Genomic DNA, 19,326 nt, shown 5'->3' on the forward strand with positions numbered 1-19,326 from the left:
AGTGGCATTAAGTCATCCTTTTGAGCTGGTTCGCGGGGGTGACCATGGGTGACGGCCGGGCCTCAACGAGAATTACTTGGTCTGAGATGAGCGGAAATGTTATCTCCCTCACACTTGCTCAAGCCAATGTACAGCAGCTCACTGCCCTCTTGGCGCGGGAAACGGAACTCCTATCCAAAAGGACTACTCGTCAGTAACGTTCCGCTTTTCGGGCGCGACGAGCCTGAGATACTCTCGCTCAAGGTCGCGCCAAGACAGGAAACGAGCCTCTCCAGGTGAGGCCAGTACTAGCCAAAAATACTGTCGGAATGGTCAGCCGAAAATTGCTAACAGTTCCAGTAATGCGTCCAGCGGTGCCCATCGGAGGCCCTTTTCGTGCAAGAACCCACAAATTAACCCCAGGCCCAGGAGCGGCACTCTCCACGGCCCATCCTTCTCACCACCGGTACTTTCCTGGTCAGGACGCCAAGAATATTCTTTCCACAGGTCATTGACCTTGTTGCGATTAGCTAATATGTTTGAGATCAGAACTTATTAAAGCTCTGTCCCACTACATTGGAGGCATCTCATGGCTCTCGAGCCCACCCGCGAAGACAAATTTTCCTTTGGTCTCTGGACCATCGGCTGGAATGCCCAGGACCAGTTCGGCTCGGCAACGCGTCCCCCACTGGACACCGTGGTTGCCGTCAACAAGCTCAGTGATTTGGGTGCCTATGGCATGACCTTCCACGATGATGACCTCTTCCCGTTCGAGTCCACACACGCCGAACGCCGCAAGGAGATTGATCGGCTCAAGGGCGCCCTGGACTCCACCGGATTGGTGATCCCCATGGTCACCACCAACCTGTTCAGTCATCCGGTCTTCAAGGACGGAGGCTTCACCTCGAATGATCGCGATGTGCGCCGCTTCGCCATCCGTAAGGTCATCCAGAACCTAGACCTCGCAGCCGAACTGGGCGCCGAAACCTTCGTCATGTGGGGCGGCCGCGAAGGCAGCGAATACGATTCCGCCAAGGACATCCGCGGCGCACTGGAGCGTTACCGCGAGGCCGTAAACCTGCTCGGCGACTACGTCACCGACAAGGGCTACAACATCCGCTTCGCGATTGAGCCCAAGCCCAACGAACCTCGCGGCGATATTCTCCTGCCCACCGTGGGCCACGCCCTCGCCTTCATTGAAACCCTCGAACGCCCCGAGATGGTGGGCGTCAACCCGGAAACCGGCCACGAGCAGATGGCCGGCCTCAACTACACCCACGGCATCGCCCAGGCCCTGTACCAAGGCAAGCTGTTCCACATTGACCTCAACGGCCAGCGCGGCGTGAAGTTCGATCAGGACCTGGTCTTTGGCCACGGCGATCTCCAGAACGCTTTCTCCCTCGTTGACCTCTTGGAAAATGGTGGCCCCGGCGGCACCCAGACCTACACCGGTCCGCGCCACTTCGACTACAAGCCCTCCCGCACCGAGGACATCAACGGAGTGTGGGATTCGGCCGCTGCCAACATGCGCATGTACCTGCTCCTGAAGGAACGTGCCGCAGCCTTCCGCGCCGATCCCGAAGTCCAGGCCGCACTGGAATTCTCCAAGGTTGCCGAAATCAACCAGCCCACCCTCAACGCTGGCGAAAGCTACGACGCATTACTGGCAGACAAGTCTTCCTACGAAGATTTCGATTCGGCAGCCTACTACGACGGCAAGGGCTTCGGCTTTGTTAAGCTCCAGCAGCTGTTCCTCGAACACCTCCTTGGCGCCCGGTAGAGAATAATGAGCCTCGTTGCCGGAGTCGATTCCTCGACCCAAAGCTGCAAAGTTGTTGTTGTTGATTCCAGCACCGGGCAAACAGTGCGCACCGGCAAGGCCTCCCACCCGGACGGGACGGAAATTCACCCGTCTCTGTGGTGGGAGGCCTTATCGGCTGCCATGCACGACGCCGGAGGGCTGGCTGACGTCTCTGCCATCTCCATCGCGGGGCAACAGCATGGGATGGTCCTGCTGGATTCGGCTGGGCAGGTGATCCGCCCGGCCATGCTGTGGAACGACACCCGATCGGCCCAATCCGCTACCGATCTGATCACCGAGCTGGGCGCCGCCGAGTTGGCGAGCCGCTGCGGATCGGTCCCCGTAGCTTCCCTCACCATCACCAAGGTGCGCTGGGTTCGTGACCACGAACCCAGCCATGCTGCCCGCGTTGCAGCCGTGGCACTCCCCCACGACTGGCTCACCTGGCGGCTGCGCGGTTACGGTCCTGCCGGGGAGAGCCCGTTGGGTCCGGACCTTGAGCAACTAACCACGGACCGCTCCGATGCCAGCGGCACCGGTTACTGGTCCCCTCATCTGGAAAGCTACGATCTAGAGCTCTTTGAAATCGCATTGGGCCGGTCCGCCCGGGAAGCCGATCCTCAGGCCGGCAGTGCTGCGAGTTCAGTGGTGATTCTCCCCCGAGTGGCAGGCCCAGCAGAATCTGTTGGTACCGTTCACGGCTCACTCTTTGACCGGACCACAGACGACGTTGTGACTATCGGAGCAGGTGCGGGCGATAACGCCGCCGGCGCCCTTGGTCTTGGAGCCGCTGCCGGGGACATGGTGGTCTCGGTTGGGACGAGCGGGACGGTTTTTGCCGTAGCCGAGCAGCCCAGCAGTGACACCTCTGGAACCATTGCCGGTTTCGCGGACGCATCGGGTGCCTTCCTACCTATCGCCGTCACCTTGAATGCCGCCCGCATCCTCAGCTCCGTGTCCTCACTGCTGGATGTCAGCTTTGATGAGTTCGCGGAACTGGCTCTAGCCGCCCAGCCGGGAAGTGACGGCGTCGTGCTTGTTCCCTATTTTGAAGGTGAGCGGACACCTAATCTGCCGCACGCCAAGGCCAGTTTTCATGGTCTGAGCATTTCCTCAACGACCCGGGAAAACATTTCCCGCGCTGCGATCGAGGGCATGCTGTGCGGACTAGCCAGCGGACTCGGCGCCATCGCGGCAACGGGTGCGGCGGCCAAACGCCTGCTACTCATTGGCGGTGCCGTACAAAATGCTGCGGTCCAGGTGGTGGCTGGTCAGGTGTTTGATGTGCCAGTTGTCATCCCCACGCCGGGCGAATACGTAGCCCGTGGTGCCGCAGTGCAGGCCGCATGGATGCTGCACGGTAAACGTCCGGACTGGCCGCTGGAGACAATCGCCTCTCCCGCCGCCGATTTTCGCCCGGAGATCCTGACGAACTATCAGGAGGCCGCGCACAAGGCGTAACCTCTCGCTCGTTCCGCCCCTCTCCGCTCTCGGCTCTTCGCCCTCCGCTCTCTACTCTCCGATCTCCGCGAGTCGACACATTTGGCCCCCAAATTCCTCATTTGCGGGCCAAATGCGTCCACTCGCGGGCTCGAAGTGTCAGTGTGGGATAGCAGTGGGGCGTCAGCCGAAGTCCCAGCGCGTGTTTAGCCGGCCCTCAATTGAGCGCTGTGCGAGGTTCTGCGGATCCTTCCAGCCTCCTGCGACCAACATACGGGCAATTTTTGTGACAACCACAAGTTCCCCTGCCTCCATATCGTCCTTGTTGATCAGGACCTGGTGCCAACCCAAGGACTTCGTGACAAAGTCCCTGTCGTGATCGCTGGATTGCTGCGCTGGCGTGAAATGGTGCCGGCCATCGTATTCGGCACACGTCTTGTACTCTTCACACGCCAAGTCAGGCCCAACCTTGCCACGGCCATACGCATCCTTGATCTCGACATTGTGCTCAAAATTGGGCAGGGGTGAACGCATGATCAACAACCGCAGATTGGTTTCAGGAGGCGAGTCGGAACCAACTCGGACCAGGTCCATCGCTGCCCGCAGGCGCTTCATGCCGCGCGCCCCCGAATGTCCTGACAGGTAACGAAGCAATCTGCCGAGTTCAACACGCGGATAGACTTCCCTGCCATAGGAGCGGTGGTGCTCACAAACAATTTGGTCTGCAATCACCACCAATTCGTCGATCCCCAGATATGGTGCAAGGTCTAGGAGAGTTCTTTCCACGGTAGTGATCGCGATCCCGGCCACCCTTGTCACCTCCCAGGGCTCAAGGCGCAAGGCGTGTCCATTGATTCCCTTCCGTCTGACTCCCCTTTCTCCCCGCGGCCGTGTCACATCGATGTCGGGTAGGTTCTCAAGACGCCAAGGCAGCAACAGCCCATGGAGGACTGCCGCAGAAGCATGGCTGATAATGCCCTCTGGTGTCACAGCAAGGTAGGCCCGGCAACGATCCATGAGTGTCGATGGGACGGCAGCCGGGAAGCGAAGCTCACGACTCGGCGTCACCAAGTCACGCCCACGTGTTCGCTTGCGGGAAAGGCCTGCCCTCCGCGCCTCTTCGAGAGTGAACGGCCTTTTCTCGAGATGACGTGGCAGAGGATTCAATCTGTCCATGCCCCATTAATGCCAAAAATTTGCAGGGAATGGGCCGGATATCGGCCAAAGTGAAGAATCTGTGGATAACGGGTCAGTTTGGTCCAATGAATTGCCGAAAAACTTTCCACGACCGGGCCGCTAATCGTGTTTTTCCAGGGCAGATTCCCCGAATCGGGGGCATTATCCATCAGCACGGGCTTCTTATGGGCTCAGCACGGGCTCACACCGCCCACCACCAACGCGAGTCGACACATCTGGCCCCCTAAAACGTGATGAGGGGGCCAGACGTGGCGACTCGCGGACAAACACTCGCGGACAATCACTCGGGGACAAACACACGGGGACAAACACCCACGCAGACTCAGAGCTTGGTAGTCCCAGCAGTTCCGGTAGTCGCCGCCGGCATCTTCATTTCGGCGGCTAGCTTCTTCGGGGCACGGTTGGCGAAGCGCTGCTGGAGCATGACTGCACCGACAATGATCACGCCCTTCGCGATGGCCTGCACCGAGGTGGACATGTTGTTCTGCGTGAATACGTTGGTCAGGGTGGAGAAGAGCAGGACGCCCAAGACAGTACCCATGATGCTGCCGCGGCCACCGATCAGCAGGGTACCGCCAACCACAACGGCGGCGATGGCGTCGAGTTCGAGCAACGTTCCGTGAGTGGACGTACCAGCAGTGGTGCGTCCCAACATCATGACGCCACCAAAACCGGCGGTTAGCCCGGCCAGACCATACACATACACCAGGTGACGCTTGACGTTGATACCGGCTAGGCGGGCAGCTTCCAAGTTGCCACCAATAGCAACGGTGCGTCGGCCAAAGGTAGTCCGGTTGAGCAGGAACCAGCCCAAAGCAACCACCACGGCAAACATCCAGATCAGCACCGGGATGCCCAACAGGTTCCCGGAGAGAGCGGACTTGAACTCGCTGACAACCACAATCTGGGTTGTGCGGTTGGCTAACAGTTCTGCCAATCCTCGCGCCGCCACCAGAGTGGCCAGAGTGGCGATGAAGGCCACCACCCCGCCATAAGCAATGACCAGTCCATTGATCAGGCCCACCACCATACCGGCCACCATGGCTACCAGCACCATAACGATCCAATGGGTTTCGTTAGCAAAGGCCTGTACCCAGGACAAGGTAGCCACCACGCTGGTCAGCCCCAGCACGGAGCCCACAGACAGATCAATTCCACCACTGGTAATCACAAAGGTCATACCGATGCTGACCACACCAATGACGGAGGCGAAGCGCAGGATCACCAGTAGGTTGCCAACGCTGGCGAATCTTTCACCGGCGGTAATGTACCCCACCAGCGCCAGGAGCAGCAGTGCCACGACCAAGCCGATGGAGCGGGCTCCGGAGCTTCCCATGAGACGAGAAAAAAGACTCCCTGACTGAGCTCCACCGCTGCGGTTCCCGCCAGCATTATGCGGCGGGGAATTATCCTCGGCGACGTCGATGGATACGTTATTTTCGCTCATGCTGCAGATCCTTTCATGACCAAGTCGAGCACCCCGTGCTCGTCAATGGCGGCTGCGGGGGAAGTATGGATGACACGGCCATCAGCGATCACCAGGACCCGATCCGATAGACCGAGCACCTCATCGATTTCACTGGAGACCACGACGACGGCGGTCCCGGCGTCGGCAAGCTTGCGGATCAAGGCGTAAATCTCGGCACGTGCGCCAACATCAACACCGCGGGTAGGCTCATCGAGCAGAAGTAGATCTGTCCCGTGCAGGAGCCACCGCGCCAGAAGTATCTTTTGTTGGTTCCCGCCCGACAAGGTGCGGGTAATCCTGTCTGGTTCGGCGGGCCGCAGTTCCAACGATTCCAGCTGCTGGTGTGAAACTTCCCGCTCAGCTTTCTCATTGACGAAGCCACCGGTAGCCCAGCGGGCAAAGCTTGCCAGGGTGATGTTGCGGTAGATCGGCTCGTCCAGAATCAGGCCCTGGCTCTTGCGCTCCTCAGGGGAAAGTCCCATCCCCGATTTCACTGCGGCCCACACCGAACCAGGCGCTACCGTCTTTCCGGACATTTTCACGGTGCCGGCGGAAGCCTTACGCGCGCCATAGATGGTTTCTAGGATTTCCGAGCGGCCTGAACCCACTAGCCCGGCCAAACCAACAACCTCGCCGGCCCTGACATCGAAGCCGACACCTGTGAAGACCCCGGCAAGTGCCAGGTCCTGCACTTCCAAAATGACGGCAGCGTTTTCGGGAAGTGGCCGAGCCTCTGGGAAGACGTTTTTGACTTCCCTGCCCGTCATCAACTTGATGAGCTCCTGGGTAGGGGTGGTCTCGACTGGAAGGTTCGTGGCAACTGTGCGCCCATCCTTGATGACGGTGATGCGGTCACCAATCTTGCGGATCTCCTCAAGCCTGTGGGAAATGTAGATCACCGCAATACCGGAGGCACTCAAGTCCTCCACTACACGGAACAGGTTGCCGACCTCGTCGGAGTCTAGGACTGCGGAGGGCTCATCCATGATGATCAGCTTGGTGTCGTGGGACAGTGCTCTGGCCATGCTGACAATCTGCTTATTGGCTGCCGAAAGTGTGCCCACTTCTTGAGTAGCCGAAATGTTGTTGTGGCCTAGACGCTCCATCAACTGCCGCGCCTGCTTGATGCTGGTGCGCCGGTCGATGACTCCGGCCTTGGCGTGTTCGTGGCCAAGGAAGATGTTCTCCGCCACGGTGAGCCCGTCCACCACATCGAGCTCTTGGTACATAGTGGCAATGCCCATCTCGATGGCGTCTAACGGACTGGCTATGGTGACGTGTTCGCCCTGCCAGACGATATCGCCACTGTCGGGCTGATAGGACCCGGAAAGGGTTTTGATGAGAGTGGATTTACCGGCGCCATTTTGGCCCAAGAGGCAGTGGACTTCGCCTGGGCGAACCTCAAGGTCCACACCCTTCAACGCTTGGACGCCGGAGAATCCCTTGGTCAGGGAGCGTACGGTCAGCAGAGGACCGTCATGGGCAACATTGATCATAAAGGCAACATAACAGTAAAAACTCGATTGTGCACGGGTTTTTTTGCGACTGTTCCCTGAAAGTTACGGGAATCTAGTTTGTTGGAATACACATGAAACAGATAACGGAACGGTAAAAGTTCTCTCCAAATCCCTAGTAAATTCAAAAAATGCCTGTTATGTTGCTTTAGACGTCAAAGTGGACATCACAGCCTCGAGCCAACTCCCCAGCTGATGATTTTCCCTCCGCAGCGGCGACTCGCACCACCCCACATTGGACCGTCTGGGTCTGAATAACTTTGGAGGAAAAAAGATGCGTCAAAATCGTTCACTTCGCCACAGGCTGCTCATGACATCAGGAGCCCTGCTTGCTGTTGGCGGTCTGCTCACCGCTTGCACCCCGGGGACACCCGAAAGTGAAACAACCAGCAGCGCGGGCCAGACCCAAGAGTCAAAGGCTCCCGGCGGCAAGATCACCATTGGTTTCTCGGGCCCCGCAGCTGACCACGGCTGGCTGGGCGCTATTAATAGCGCCGCTCTTGATGCGGCCAAACAGTTCGACGACGTAGAACTGGTAGTTTCCGAAGGCACCAACGATGCGAGCCTTCAGATCAGCCAGATTGAAACCTTCATCAACAACAAGGTTGATGCCATCGTCATGTTGCCCACCGACGGCGCCGCACTGACCGACGTAGCCATCAAGGCCATGGAAGCCGGCATCCCCGTCATCAACGTCGACCGCGAATTCAGCAGCACCTTCGCCGCCCGCACCACAGTCTTGGGCGACAACTACGGCATGGGTATCAGCGCCGGCACCTACATCTGTGAGCAGCTCGACGGTAAGAAGGACGCCGTGGTTGCCGAAATCGCCGGTATTGACAGCCTGCCCCTGACACAGGACCGCAGCCGCGGCTTCAAGGAAGCCCTTGCGGACTGTGGCCTGAAGGTCAATAACCGCGTGGCCGCAGACTTCACCGTCCAGGGCGGCGAAGCCTCCACCTCGCAGCTGTTGGCTGCTGCTCCCAAGATCGACGCCGTCTGGAATCACGATGATGATCAGGGCATCGGCGTGCTGGCTGCTATCCAGGCCGCCAACCGCAGCGAGTTCTTCATGGTCGGCGGCGCCGGTTCCAAGAACGCCATGGAATCCATCAAGGCTGGCGACTCGGTCTTGAGGGCCACGGTCATCTACCCGTCAACCCAGGCAGCTGACGGCATTGCCTTGGCACGATTGATCGCTCAGGGCGAAGTGGTCACAGACCTGATCACGAAGGGTGTCCCGAACCGGATTGTGCTCGATGCCCCGGTAGTCACCAAGGACAACGTGGACCAGTACATCGGCGCAGCGTTCGCTTCCTAGCCTGACTGCGGGGCGTCCGTGACAGCACTCAAATGCTGTCACGGACGCCCCGCTCTTCAGCATTGACAAGTATTTAAAGTAGCACTGGTTCAACCACTAAGAACTCAGAGAGGTTTTTCATGTCTGACTCACCACGCCCACTGCGGGTCGCCATGATCGGGGCTGGCTTCATGGGTGCGGCTCACTCCCAGGGCTGGCGCGTAGCCCCACGGTTTTTTGACTTGGACGCTACACCCGAGATGACACTGCTGGTTGCCCGGGACCCCGAGAAAACCGCGGCGGCTGCGCAACAGTGGGGCTGGGCAGAGACCTCAACTGACTGGCGTGAGGCCATTGCCCGCGAGGACATTGACATCATTGATATCGTCACCCCCGGCGATTCTCATGCTGAAATTGCCATTGCAGCGCTCGACGCCGGTAAGCACGTCTTGTGCGAAAAGCCCCTCGCGAATACGGTTGCAGAAGCCAAAGCAATGGCTGAGGCTGCCGAACGTGGCGCCAAGAAGGGGGCGTTTTCCATGGTGGGTTTCACGTACCGTCGGGTGCCCGCAGCTACCCTGGCCCGTGACATGGTTGCCGCTGGCCGGATCGGCAAGATCCGCCAGGTCCGTGCCTCCTACTTGCAAGACTGGCTAATGGATGAGAACAGCCCGCTCAGCTGGCGGTTGCAAAAGGATCGCGCAGGATCAGGCGCCTTGGGAGATATCGGGGCGCACGCCGTCGATCTTGCCCAGTTCATCACCGGTGTGGAGCTGAGCTCTGTCAGCGGCACCATGGAAACCATTGTGGCGCAACGTCCGCTTGCCGCAGCTTCCACTGGCCTCTCCGGCACCGCGGCGGAAGGCCGGGGCGCCGTCACTGTCGATGATTTGGCCCTTTTCACGGGTCGATTTGGATCCAAGGACGATGGCTTCCTAGGCTCCTTTGAAGCCACCCGTTTCAGTACGGGACGCAAGAATGCCTTGCGCATCGAAGTGTCTGGTTCCCAAGGCGCCATCAGCTTCGATTTGGAACGGCTCAATGAGCTAGATTTCTTCGATGCGAGCGCACCTGCCACTGAGCAGGGCTTCACCACTATTTTGGTGACTGAGCCCGAGCACCCCTACATCAGCGCGTGGTGGCCGGCCGGGCACATGCTCGGCTACGAACACGGCTTTTCACACCAGGTACGGGATTTCGTTCAGGCCGTTGCCAGCGCCACCGCACCCACGCCGTCGTTCACTGACGGACTGCAGGTGCAGCAAGTCCTTGCGGCCGTGGAAGCCAGCGCGGCGGCCGACAGCATCTGGACCACCCTCTAACCGAAATTCCTTTAACCCCATTCAAGAGCACCAAGAAACAGGAGACGCAAGTGAGCCGACCGATCACGTTGTTTACCGGCCAATGGGCCGACCTGCCCCTTGAAGAAGTGGCAAAACTGGCCTCAGGCTGGGGCTACGACGGGCTTGAAATTGCCTGCTGGGGCGATCATCTAGACCCTTCGCGGTGGGATGACGAAGCGTACATCGCCGAGAAACTGGCCCTCTTGGCCAAGTACAACCTCAAGGTGTACGCCATCTCCAACCACCTCAAAGGACAGGCTGTTTGCGATGATCCCATCGACCAGCGGCACCGTGACATCCTCCCCGATGCGATCTGGGGCGACGGCGATCCCGAAGGTGTGCGCCAACGCGCTGCCGAGGAAATGAAGAACACTGCCCGGCTCGCCGCGAAGCTCGGGGTGAAGACAGTCATTGGCTTCACCGGTTCCAGCATCTGGAAATATGTGGCCATGTTCCCGCCGGTCTCACAGGAACTGATCGACGCCGGATATCAGGACTTCGCCGACCGCTGGAACCCGATCCTTGACGTCTTTGACGAGGTGGGCGTGCGTTACGCTCACGAGGTTCACCCCAGTGAAATTGCGTATGACTACTGGACCACCAAGCGCACGCTGGAAGCTATTGGTCACCGTGAGGCGTTCTGCTTGAACTGGGATCCGAGCCATTTCATGTGGCAGCAGCTGAATCCTGTCGATTTCATTCTGGAATTCGCTGACCGGATCATCCATGTGGACTGCAAGGATGTGAAGCTACGTCTGGGCAACGGCCGCAACGGTGTGCTGGGATCGCACTTGGCATGGGCAGATCTGAACCGGGGCTGGGACTTTGTTTCCACGGGGCGCGGCGATGTTCCTTGGGAGGCCAGCTTCCGCGCCTTGAACCAGATTGGCTACGACGGACCCATCTCCGTGGAATGGGAGGACGCCGGTATGGACAGGCTGTTGGGCGCACCCGAGGCACTGGCTTTCGTCAAACGCAACGCCTTTGCTGCCCCGGATGCCGCCTTCGACTCCGCGTTCAAAGCCCAGTAGCTGGCCCAGCAGTGATCAGCGGTCCGCTCCAACTCCCACGCCGTTCGGGTAACGCGCCGTTCGGGTAATATGGAGCGGGCCGCTTGCAAGTTTTCTCCTCCACAAGTGTGCCGAAAGAGGTGGTTTAAGTGGCAGTACCAGATCTTCCAGCTCCTCGGACTGTACGCAGGGGCAATAACCTTGATGACGTCCGCAGGAACAACCTGGCCGTTGTCTTGAACCTGGCCCATGTTCGTGGACGCTTGTCGCGAGCTGATGTCACCCGCGCAACAGGCCTGAACCGGTCCACGGTGGCTGGTCTTGTCGCCGAACTCGTTGAGTTGGGGCTTGTGGAAGAACAAGAGCCCGGCATGACACATCATGCCGGCCGCCCAAGTCCCATCATTGTGCCTCGCGAGGACGTTGTGGCGATCGCCATCAATCCAGAGGTCGACGCCGTCACCATCGGTTTGGTCTCTCTGTCCGGCCGCGTCCTCAAGCGCATCCGCTATGACACTGCCCGTGTGCCCACCCCTGAGGAAGTCATCAACATTGTGGCAGCCGTTGTAGCTGGCATGCGTGGTGAGCTGGATAGTTCTTTCCGTACCGTAGGCGTTGGCGTGGCGGTCCCCGGGCTGGTACGTGAAATTGATGGTGAAGTGGTTGCCGCACCGCACCTTGACTGGCATGGCGTCCCGTTCTCGGCCATGCTCAGCGCCGCACTTAAGCTGCCCGTTACTACTGCAAACGATGCCTCCACCGGGCTCATGGCCGAAAGTACCTTTGGCGCAGGCCGCGGCGGACGCAACCACATTTACCTCAACGGCGGCGCCAGCGGTATTGGTGGCGGCATTGCCATTGACGGACATCCGCTACTGGGAACCAGTGGTTTTGCCGGCGAATTTGGCCACGGCCTAGTCAACTCAAACGGCCTCACCTGCCATTGTGGACGGCAAGGCTGTCTCGAAACTGAAGTACGCCAGGCACCCTTGCTGGCGGCATTGGATTTGAGTGGCAACGAGGTTGAAAAACTCGATAGCACCCTGCTGGCACAATTCTCCCGTCCCGGCGGGCCCGAGCCGAAGATTCTAGAGCTAGTCCACCAACAGGTCGGGTACCTGAGCGAATCCCTGTGCAGCATTGTCAATGTCTTCAATCCGGAGTTGATCATCTTGGGTGGCTTCCTGGGCACCCTGTACGCCACCGAGCCCGAACGCATGGAAGAGATCGTCAAGGCCAAGGCCATGACCGGCCCTGATGCGGACGTCCGCATTGTCCGTGCCGTACTGGGTCTTGATCTACTGCTGGTGGGTGCGGCACAGCTGGCTTTTGCCTCGGTGCTGGCAGACCCGGCCAGTATCGCCGAGCCCGAGGCGCTGATCAGCTGACACCTGGCCCCGTCAGGTTACCTGCGTCCTGACGCGAAAGAGGTGTCCTGACGCTGCCCTGCGCCGGGTCCGCCTGGCTGCCCTTGGCCCTGCCCATCGCCGCCCTGTGCCCTGCCACCCTGCGCCCCGCCCACTCCGTGGTGGTCCAGCCCAGGTGAGCGGGCCCGGCGTCGTGCGTGAATCTTCTACAGCCGAGCCCCGAGAAACGTTCCTAGGCTCGGCTCTCCGCGCCACATGAAATATGTGTTGATTCTGAACTAAAGCGCCAAAACAGAAATGTCTCCTTTTGCAAAAAATTAGAACATTCTAGAAATACCCTTGACTTTATCCTGTTTTTAAGCGGTTTTTATGTCGGACCATCCAAAGGGACTCCTTAATTAATTATGTATTGATACACAACAAATAGCGTTGATAGGCTCCAGCGAGTATCGTCGGCACGACCCGTGATATGCGCGTTGAATAACGGGGGCTGCCCGGTACGTGTCAGCGCCGAATCCATCTGGGTTCAGCGAATGCACCGAACCGAGGAGAAGTATGTTGCACAGTGTTGTCCAACCTCCCCCAAAACAATGGCGGTCTCGTGCCATTGCTACGGTGGCCGCTTTTGGCATAGTTGCCTCTAGTCTCTTTATGGGACCAGTGGCTGCTAGTGCCGCACCTCTTGAGCTGATTCCTATGGCAGATGAGCTGCCGGAATCAGATTTCAAGGCGCTAGTATTCTCAAAAACCGCCGGATTCAGGCACGATGCCATCCCGGCCGGCATTGCCGCAGTGGAAAAGCTCGGTTTAGAAAACAACTTCGACGTTGACACCACCGAAGACGGTGCGGATTTCAACGATGAAAACCTCAAAAACTACGACGTGGTCATTTGGATGTCCACAACCGGCGATGTCCTCAACGAGGACCAGCAAGGGGCCTTCGAGCGCTTCATTGAAGCGGGCGGCGGCTACGCCGGCGTCCACGCAGCCTCAGATACCGAATACACCTGGGATTGGTATGGCGGCCTGGTGGGCGCCTACTTCGCCGGCCACCCCGCACCCCAGAACGCCTCCGTCAAGGTGGAGGATCACGTCCATCCCTCTACTGTTGGTCTGGGCGACACCTGGGACCGTTTCGATGAGTGGTACAGCTTCAACAAGAGCACCCGCGACACCGCCCATGTACTGATGTCACTGGATGAGAGTACCTACACCGGCGGCACCATGGGCACCGACCACCCCATCGCCTGGTGCCAGAACTATGAAGGCGGCAGATCCTGGTACACCGGAGGCGGTCACACCAAGGAATCTTACGTTGATGAAAAGTTCGTCAGTCACCTGCTCGGCGGCATCAAGACGGCAGCCGGCGTTGAAAACGCCGATTGCGCCGCCAGCCAGAGCGGCAGCTACGAACTCGTCACCCTCGATGACAACACTGGCAACCCGATGGCGTTGGCCATCGCACCAAATAAAACTGTCTTTTATGCAGAGCGTGACGGCCGGGTTCAGCGCATTGACCCCGTCACTCATGACACCACCACAGCGTTGAAGCTCAACGTCACCCTCGCCAATGAGGATGGCTTGTTGGGAGCTGTGCTGGATCCGAACTTCGCCATGAACGGTTGGGGCTATTTCTACTGGTCCCCCACTGATCCTGGTGCGGACGGTCCACACAACCGCATTTCACGCTTCACCTACAACTCGGCGTCAGGGACCTTTGACCCTGCCTCCGAGATCGCCGTTCTGAAGATCCCCACGCAGCGCAACACCTGTTGCCACGCCGGCGGTGACATGCTCTTTGACGGAGACGGCAACCTGGTGCTCGCCACGGGGGACAACACCAACCCGTTTGAATCAGACGGTTACTCACCGATTGACGAACGCCCGGGCCGTGCAGACTACGACGCCCAACGCACCTCCGCTAACACCAACGATCTGCGCGGAAAGATCGTGCGAATCAAGCCGACAGATGACGGCGGTTACACAATTCCGGAAGGCAATCTCTTTGCAGCGTCAGATAAAACCCGCGCAGAAATTTATGGCATGGGCTTTAGAAACCCGTTCCGTATTGGCCTTGACCCCTACACCGGAAACTATCTAGTAGCCGATTACGGTCCCGACGCCGGCAGCGCCAATGCCAACCGCGGACCCGGTGGTTCAGTGGAGTGGAACATCCTCTCCGAAGCCGGAAACTACGGCTGGCCGCTGTGCGTTGCCCTCACCTGCTACAACGATTACAACTTTGATACCAAAGCTTCCGGAGCAAAGTTTGACCACAACGCCCCCATCAACAACAGCCCGAACAACACCGGTCTGACCACGCTGCCACCAGTTATTGAGCCCCAGTGGTGGACAGAGAATGGCACCACCGCCACCTACCCGGAGATCGGTAACAGCGGCGCCCCCATGGCGGGAGCTCTGTACCAGTTCGATCCCGAACTGGATTCGGACACGAAGTGGCCCGAATACTGGGACGGCAAGGCAATGTTTGCCGAGTGGAACCAGGGCAAGATGTACTCATTCCAACTGAATGAGGACACTGCCACAGCACCGTTGCACACCGAAATTGTGGACATCAACCGCATGCTTCCGCAGATCTTCGATCCGAACAAGGGCTTTAGTAAGCCGATGGACTTTGAATTTGGTCCTGACGGTTCCATGTACGTTGTGGACTGGGGTTCGGACTTCGGCGGAAACACGGAAAACTCCGGCATCTACCGCGTGGACTATGTCCAGGCATCACCGTCCCCGATTGCAAAAGCCACCGCGGATGTGACCCACGGTCCCGGCCCGAGCCTGGACGTGAAGTTCTCTTCGGAAGGCACCCGCCACCCCGTCTCCAAGCCCATCTCCTTGAGCTGGGACTTTGGTGACGGCACCCCTGCTAGCACGGAGGCTAACCCGAGCCACACCTACACAGCCAACGGCGCTTACACAGCAACGCTGACGGTGACCGATGAGGATGGCAAGGAAGCCTTTGCCAGCATCCCGATTGTGGTGGGAAATGAAATCCCCACCGTCTCCATCACCTTCCCCGAAAGTGGCGGATTCTTCAGCTGGGGTGATGATGTCTCCTACAAGGTTGAGATCAATGATCCCGACGCCGCAGGCCCGATCGACTGCAGCCGTGTCCAGGTGCTTCCGGCACTGGGTCACGATTCGCACCAGCACCCCATGCAGCAGCTCAGCGGTTGTGAGGGAACCATCAAGACCGCACGCGATGCCGGACACGGCATTGAATCCAACATTTTCTGGGTTGTTGACATTCGTTACACGGACGACGGCGGTGCAGCCGGGATTCCGCTGACAGGCTACGGACTGAACATCCTGAACCCGAAGCATTTCCAGGCAGAGTTCTTCGACCAGACCGGTGCCCTTGGTGGAACCGGCGCGGACGGTGAAGGCGTACAGGTGGAAACCACCGCTGACGTCAAGGGCGGTGGCCAGAACGTCAGTTACGTTGAGGCCAATGACTGGTGGTCCTACACACCGGTCAACTTCAAGGGAATCAATGGCGTCACCATGCGCATTGCCTCAGACGCCGCCGATGGCGGCACGGTGCAAATGCGCTGGAACGCCCCTGATGGTCCGGTTTTGGGTGAGGTCACCTTCCCCAACACCGGTGATTGGCAGGAATACCAGGACTTCACCATTGACCTGGAAAACCTGCCGGCTGAAACCGGAACCCTGTTCCTCGTCCAAACCGTGGGCGGGGCAAACTACAACTACTTCGAATGGCTCGGCGCCGGCGTAGACGCCAACAGCCCACCCAAGGATGTGGTTCTCACAGCAACACCGCGACTTGGCAGCACGCCACTAGTGGTTGATGCGAGCGCGACCGGAACCGATCCCGACGGTGGCGAAGTCACCTTCATGTGGAACCAGGGAACCGGCGAAGGATTCATCAAGGGCACAGCTTCTGAACAGTTCACCTACACTGTTCCGGGCACGTACTCCTTGGCGGTCCGGGCCTCTGATGAAGGCGGCGCCTACACCGAGGAATTGGTCACCATCACGGTCACCGCTCCCGGAGCAGGCAAGTGCTTTAGCGGTCGCTCCGACGGCTTTGACGGCGCCAACCTTGACGCCAGCCGCTGGAACCGCATTGTCCGTCCCAACCAGGACGCTCATGTAGCCGACGGCCACCTCACCATCCCGGCAACGAAGACTGACATTTACGGTGCCGGCGAGGGTACCGTGCCCAACATTGTCATGCAGGATCTTCCTGATGGCGCATGGCAGGCAACTACCAAGGTCACCTTCGAAGCCCGCAATCAGTACCAGCAGGCGGGATTGGTTGTCTACGGAGACGATGACAACTACGCCAAGATGGCACTGCAGGGACGTAGCAGTGGATCCGATGCTGCACAACGGATCTTCCAGTTCGTTGTCGAAGAAGGTGGCGAACCCAACGAGGTAGCCGCCTCCAACACCGCCAACCTGGGCGCTGACTTCCCGGACACGTACTACGTCCGGATGGCTAGCGATGGCAGCAACCTGACAGCGGCTTACTCGGCGGACGGCGTGAGCTTCACGTCAATGCCGGAGACCAAGTCACTGGCCGGGATGACCAACCCACGGATCGGCGTCATGGCTTTTGCCAACACCGCTTCCACTGCCGATGTGATCGACGCCAACTTCGATTGGTTCCACATCACCCCGGATTCAACTGCGGTTGTTGACACACCCAATGACGAGTTTGGTGGAGCTTCACTGGACGCTTGCCGTTGGAGCGTCGTCAACGAGGACGCTAGTGGCTACCGAGTTTCCGATGGAAGTTTGGAGATCGACACCTCACCGTTCGATATCTATGGCGCCGATTCGGGTGTGCAGAACTTCATTGTTCAGGCACAGCCGGAAGGTGACTGGGTTGTGGAAACCAAGCTGGATGGTTCCGCGTTTGACCGCGGCTACCAGCAGGGTGGTTTGATCCTCTACGTAGATGATGACAACTACGTCAAGGTCGACATGTTGGCAACCAACACTGCCGGTTCCGCCGTTACTCGCGGTTTGGAAATGCGCAGTGAGATCGCCGGCGTGGTTCAGAACCCGCAGCCTAATGCCACGGCCCCGGCCGATGGTGTTGTCTGGTTGCGACTGGGCAAGACCGGTGACACCTTAACCGGTTGGTACTCCATTAACGGAACCGACTGGACTGCTTTCGCTGACACCATGGTCAACCCGGCACTTGCGAGCGCCACTGTGGGCTTGTACGCGCTGGGCAATCCGCAGCAGGGCGATAGCTCCGCAACGGCCCGGTTCGACTACTTCCACGTTGTTGGCAACGAGGCCGTGGAACCAGTCACGGTCAGTGCCACCACCTCACCGGAAACACCTGATGGCAGCAACAGCTGGTTCAAGCAGAACGTAGCCGTCACGGTCCACACAGAAGGCGGCGGCGAAAGCACCGTCTACCGTGAGATCAACCTCGATGGCACGCTCTGGCGCGAATACACCGCACCGCTGCTCGTCACCGAAGACGGTGAACACACCATTGACTTCCGCGCTTCGGCCCCAGGCCAGGACACTGTCAATGGCGAAACGCTCGCCCTCAAGATCGACAAGACGGTTCCCACCGTCGCTGCCGTTCTGGAAGCCGCAGCTACTCCGCGCACCGTGACCATCACGGCAGCCGATGCTACAAGCGGCGTCGCCACCACTGAGTACCGCATTGGTGACGGTGAATGGCAGGCGTACGTGGCCGCCGTCGAACTTGACGGCACAGCGCAGAGCATTGCTTACCGCGCAACCGATGCGGCCGGAAACATCAGTGTTGAAGGGGCTCTCAACGTCCCGGCAGCACCGGTTGATCCGGCAGATCCCATCATCACCCTCGATGTGACACTGGATCCGGCAGCGCCTAACGGTGCTGGCGGCTGGTACACGAGGGCGGTGGACCTCACGGCTGTGGGTACCACCACGGGCACCGATGAGCTCAGCTACGGCATGAGCGTCAACGGTGCGGACGTTGCCTTTACCGGCGCGGCAACCATTGCTGAGCAGGGCACCTCGGAAGTTGTTGTCAGCGCTACCGACGGCACCTTCGCTGTGGAATCGGAGACCATGACGCTGAAGATCGACTCCGTGGTACCTGCGGCAACGGCTTCGGCTAGTGGCCGCACGGTGACCTTGGAAGGATCGGATGCAACGAGCGGCATTGACCACCTCGAGTACCTGGTGGGTGCCGAGACAGAGTGGATCAGCTACTCGGAGGCCTTCACCGTTTCCGGCACCGAGGCAGTAACAGTGCAGTACCGGGCGATCGATGTGGCCGGCAATGCCAGCAGCGCAGCGACCCTTGAGATTGCAGCAGACGCACCGCAGCCGGTGGATCCTGCTCTCAGCCTCAATGTGTCAACCGTGAAGCAGGGCGGGTCCATCATCGTCACCGGTACCGGATTTGAGGCCGGTACCAGCATTGAGCTGTGGCTGGCTTCTGATCCTGTTCTGTTGACCACTGTGGTTACCGATGCACAGGGCGCTTTCAGTGCCACGGTGCAGATCCCGGCCAGCACCGACGTGGGCGAACACCACGTTCGTGCGCTGGTGGGCGATGAGGAACTGGCAAACCAGGCCCTCACCGTGACGGCCGCAGTTGTGGATCCCACCGATCCTCCGGTGGACCCCACTGATCCTGTGGTTACTCCCCCGGCACCTGGCACGAGCACTCCGCCAAGCCCCACACCGAGTGACACCACACCGGGCAGCACCAAGCCCGGCGGTTCAGGTTCGGGTTCAGGTTCGGGCGGTTCAGAGCTGTCCCACACCGGTGCCAGCATCTGGCCGGCTACGGCAGGTGGGATCTTGATCCTGCTGGCAGGGCTGGGAATGTTGCTGGCCAAGCGCCGTCGTGAAACTACGCGGCACTAGCAGTTCCAGTGGCAACGCAGTAATACAGCAGTTCAGT

The 19,326-nt window shown here is 59.3% G+C and carries 10 protein-coding genes; 7 read left to right on the forward strand and 3 right to left on the reverse strand.

Annotated elements, in window-relative coordinates; translation table 11 throughout:
• The first annotated feature begins 568 nt into the window (after nucleotides 1–568).
• Both xylA and xylB read left to right on the forward strand, forming a co-directional pair.
• Nucleotides 569–1,759, forward strand: coding sequence for a xylose isomerase (gene xylA, locus AB0P14_RS02595; protein WP_363837319.1), 1,191 nt, complete (start codon nucleotides 569–571; stop codon nucleotides 1,757–1,759).
• A 6-nt stretch (nucleotides 1,760–1,765) separates the two neighbouring features.
• Nucleotides 1,766–3,241, forward strand: a complete 1,476-nt coding sequence (gene xylB / locus AB0P14_RS02600) for a xylulokinase (protein WP_363837322.1) — start codon at nucleotides 1,766–1,768, stop codon at nucleotides 3,239–3,241.
• A gap of 162 nt (nucleotides 3,242–3,403) precedes the next feature.
• On the opposite strand, the gene AB0P14_RS02605 is transcribed toward xylB, so the two are convergent.
• From AB0P14_RS02605 to AB0P14_RS02615, 3 genes are all read right to left on the reverse strand, one after another.
• On the reverse strand, nucleotides 3,404–4,060 hold the full coding sequence (locus tag AB0P14_RS02605; protein ID WP_363837325.1) for a hypothetical protein: 657 nt from the start codon (nucleotides 4,058–4,060) through the stop codon (nucleotides 3,404–3,406).
• A gap of 679 nt (nucleotides 4,061–4,739) precedes the next feature.
• Nucleotides 4,740–5,753, reverse strand: coding sequence for an ABC transporter permease (locus AB0P14_RS02610; protein ID WP_363838149.1), 1,014 nt, complete (start codon nucleotides 5,751–5,753; stop codon nucleotides 4,740–4,742).
• Between the two features lie 107 nt (nucleotides 5,754–5,860).
• A complete protein-coding gene (locus tag AB0P14_RS02615; RefSeq protein WP_363837327.1) occupies nucleotides 5,861–7,381 on the reverse strand; it encodes a sugar ABC transporter ATP-binding protein in 1,521 nt (506 codons plus the stop codon).
• A 292-nt stretch (nucleotides 7,382–7,673) separates the two neighbouring features.
• On the opposite strand from AB0P14_RS02615, the gene AB0P14_RS02620 reads away from it, so the two are divergent.
• From AB0P14_RS02620 to AB0P14_RS02640, 5 genes are all read left to right on the forward strand, one after another.
• A complete protein-coding gene (locus tag AB0P14_RS02620; protein WP_363837330.1) occupies nucleotides 7,674–8,720 on the forward strand; it encodes a substrate-binding domain-containing protein in 1,047 nt (348 codons plus the stop codon).
• A 152-nt stretch (nucleotides 8,721–8,872) separates the two neighbouring features.
• On the forward strand, nucleotides 8,873–10,021 hold the full coding sequence (locus AB0P14_RS02625; RefSeq protein WP_363838152.1) for a Gfo/Idh/MocA family oxidoreductase: 1,149 nt from the start codon (nucleotides 8,873–8,875) through the stop codon (nucleotides 10,019–10,021).
• Nucleotides 10,022–10,071: 50 nt separating this feature from the next.
• Nucleotides 10,072–11,073, forward strand: coding sequence for a sugar phosphate isomerase/epimerase (locus AB0P14_RS02630; protein ID WP_363837333.1), 1,002 nt, complete (start codon nucleotides 10,072–10,074; stop codon nucleotides 11,071–11,073).
• Nucleotides 11,074–11,201: 128 nt separating this feature from the next.
• Complete coding sequence (locus tag AB0P14_RS02635) at nucleotides 11,202–12,440, forward strand: ROK family transcriptional regulator (protein WP_363837336.1); 1,239 nt, start codon at nucleotides 11,202–11,204, stop codon at nucleotides 12,438–12,440.
• A 630-nt stretch (nucleotides 12,441–13,070) separates the two neighbouring features.
• The gene (locus tag AB0P14_RS02640; RefSeq protein ID WP_363837338.1) at nucleotides 13,071–19,289 is read left to right on the forward strand and encodes a ThuA domain-containing protein; all 6,219 of its coding nucleotides are present in this window, start codon (nucleotides 13,071–13,073) and stop codon (nucleotides 19,287–19,289) included.
• The last annotated feature ends 37 nt before the right edge of the window (nucleotides 19,290–19,326 follow it).

This window comes from Specibacter sp. NPDC078709 (assembly GCF_040686795.1).
Classification (GTDB): domain Bacteria; phylum Actinomycetota; class Actinomycetes; order Actinomycetales; family Micrococcaceae; genus Specibacter.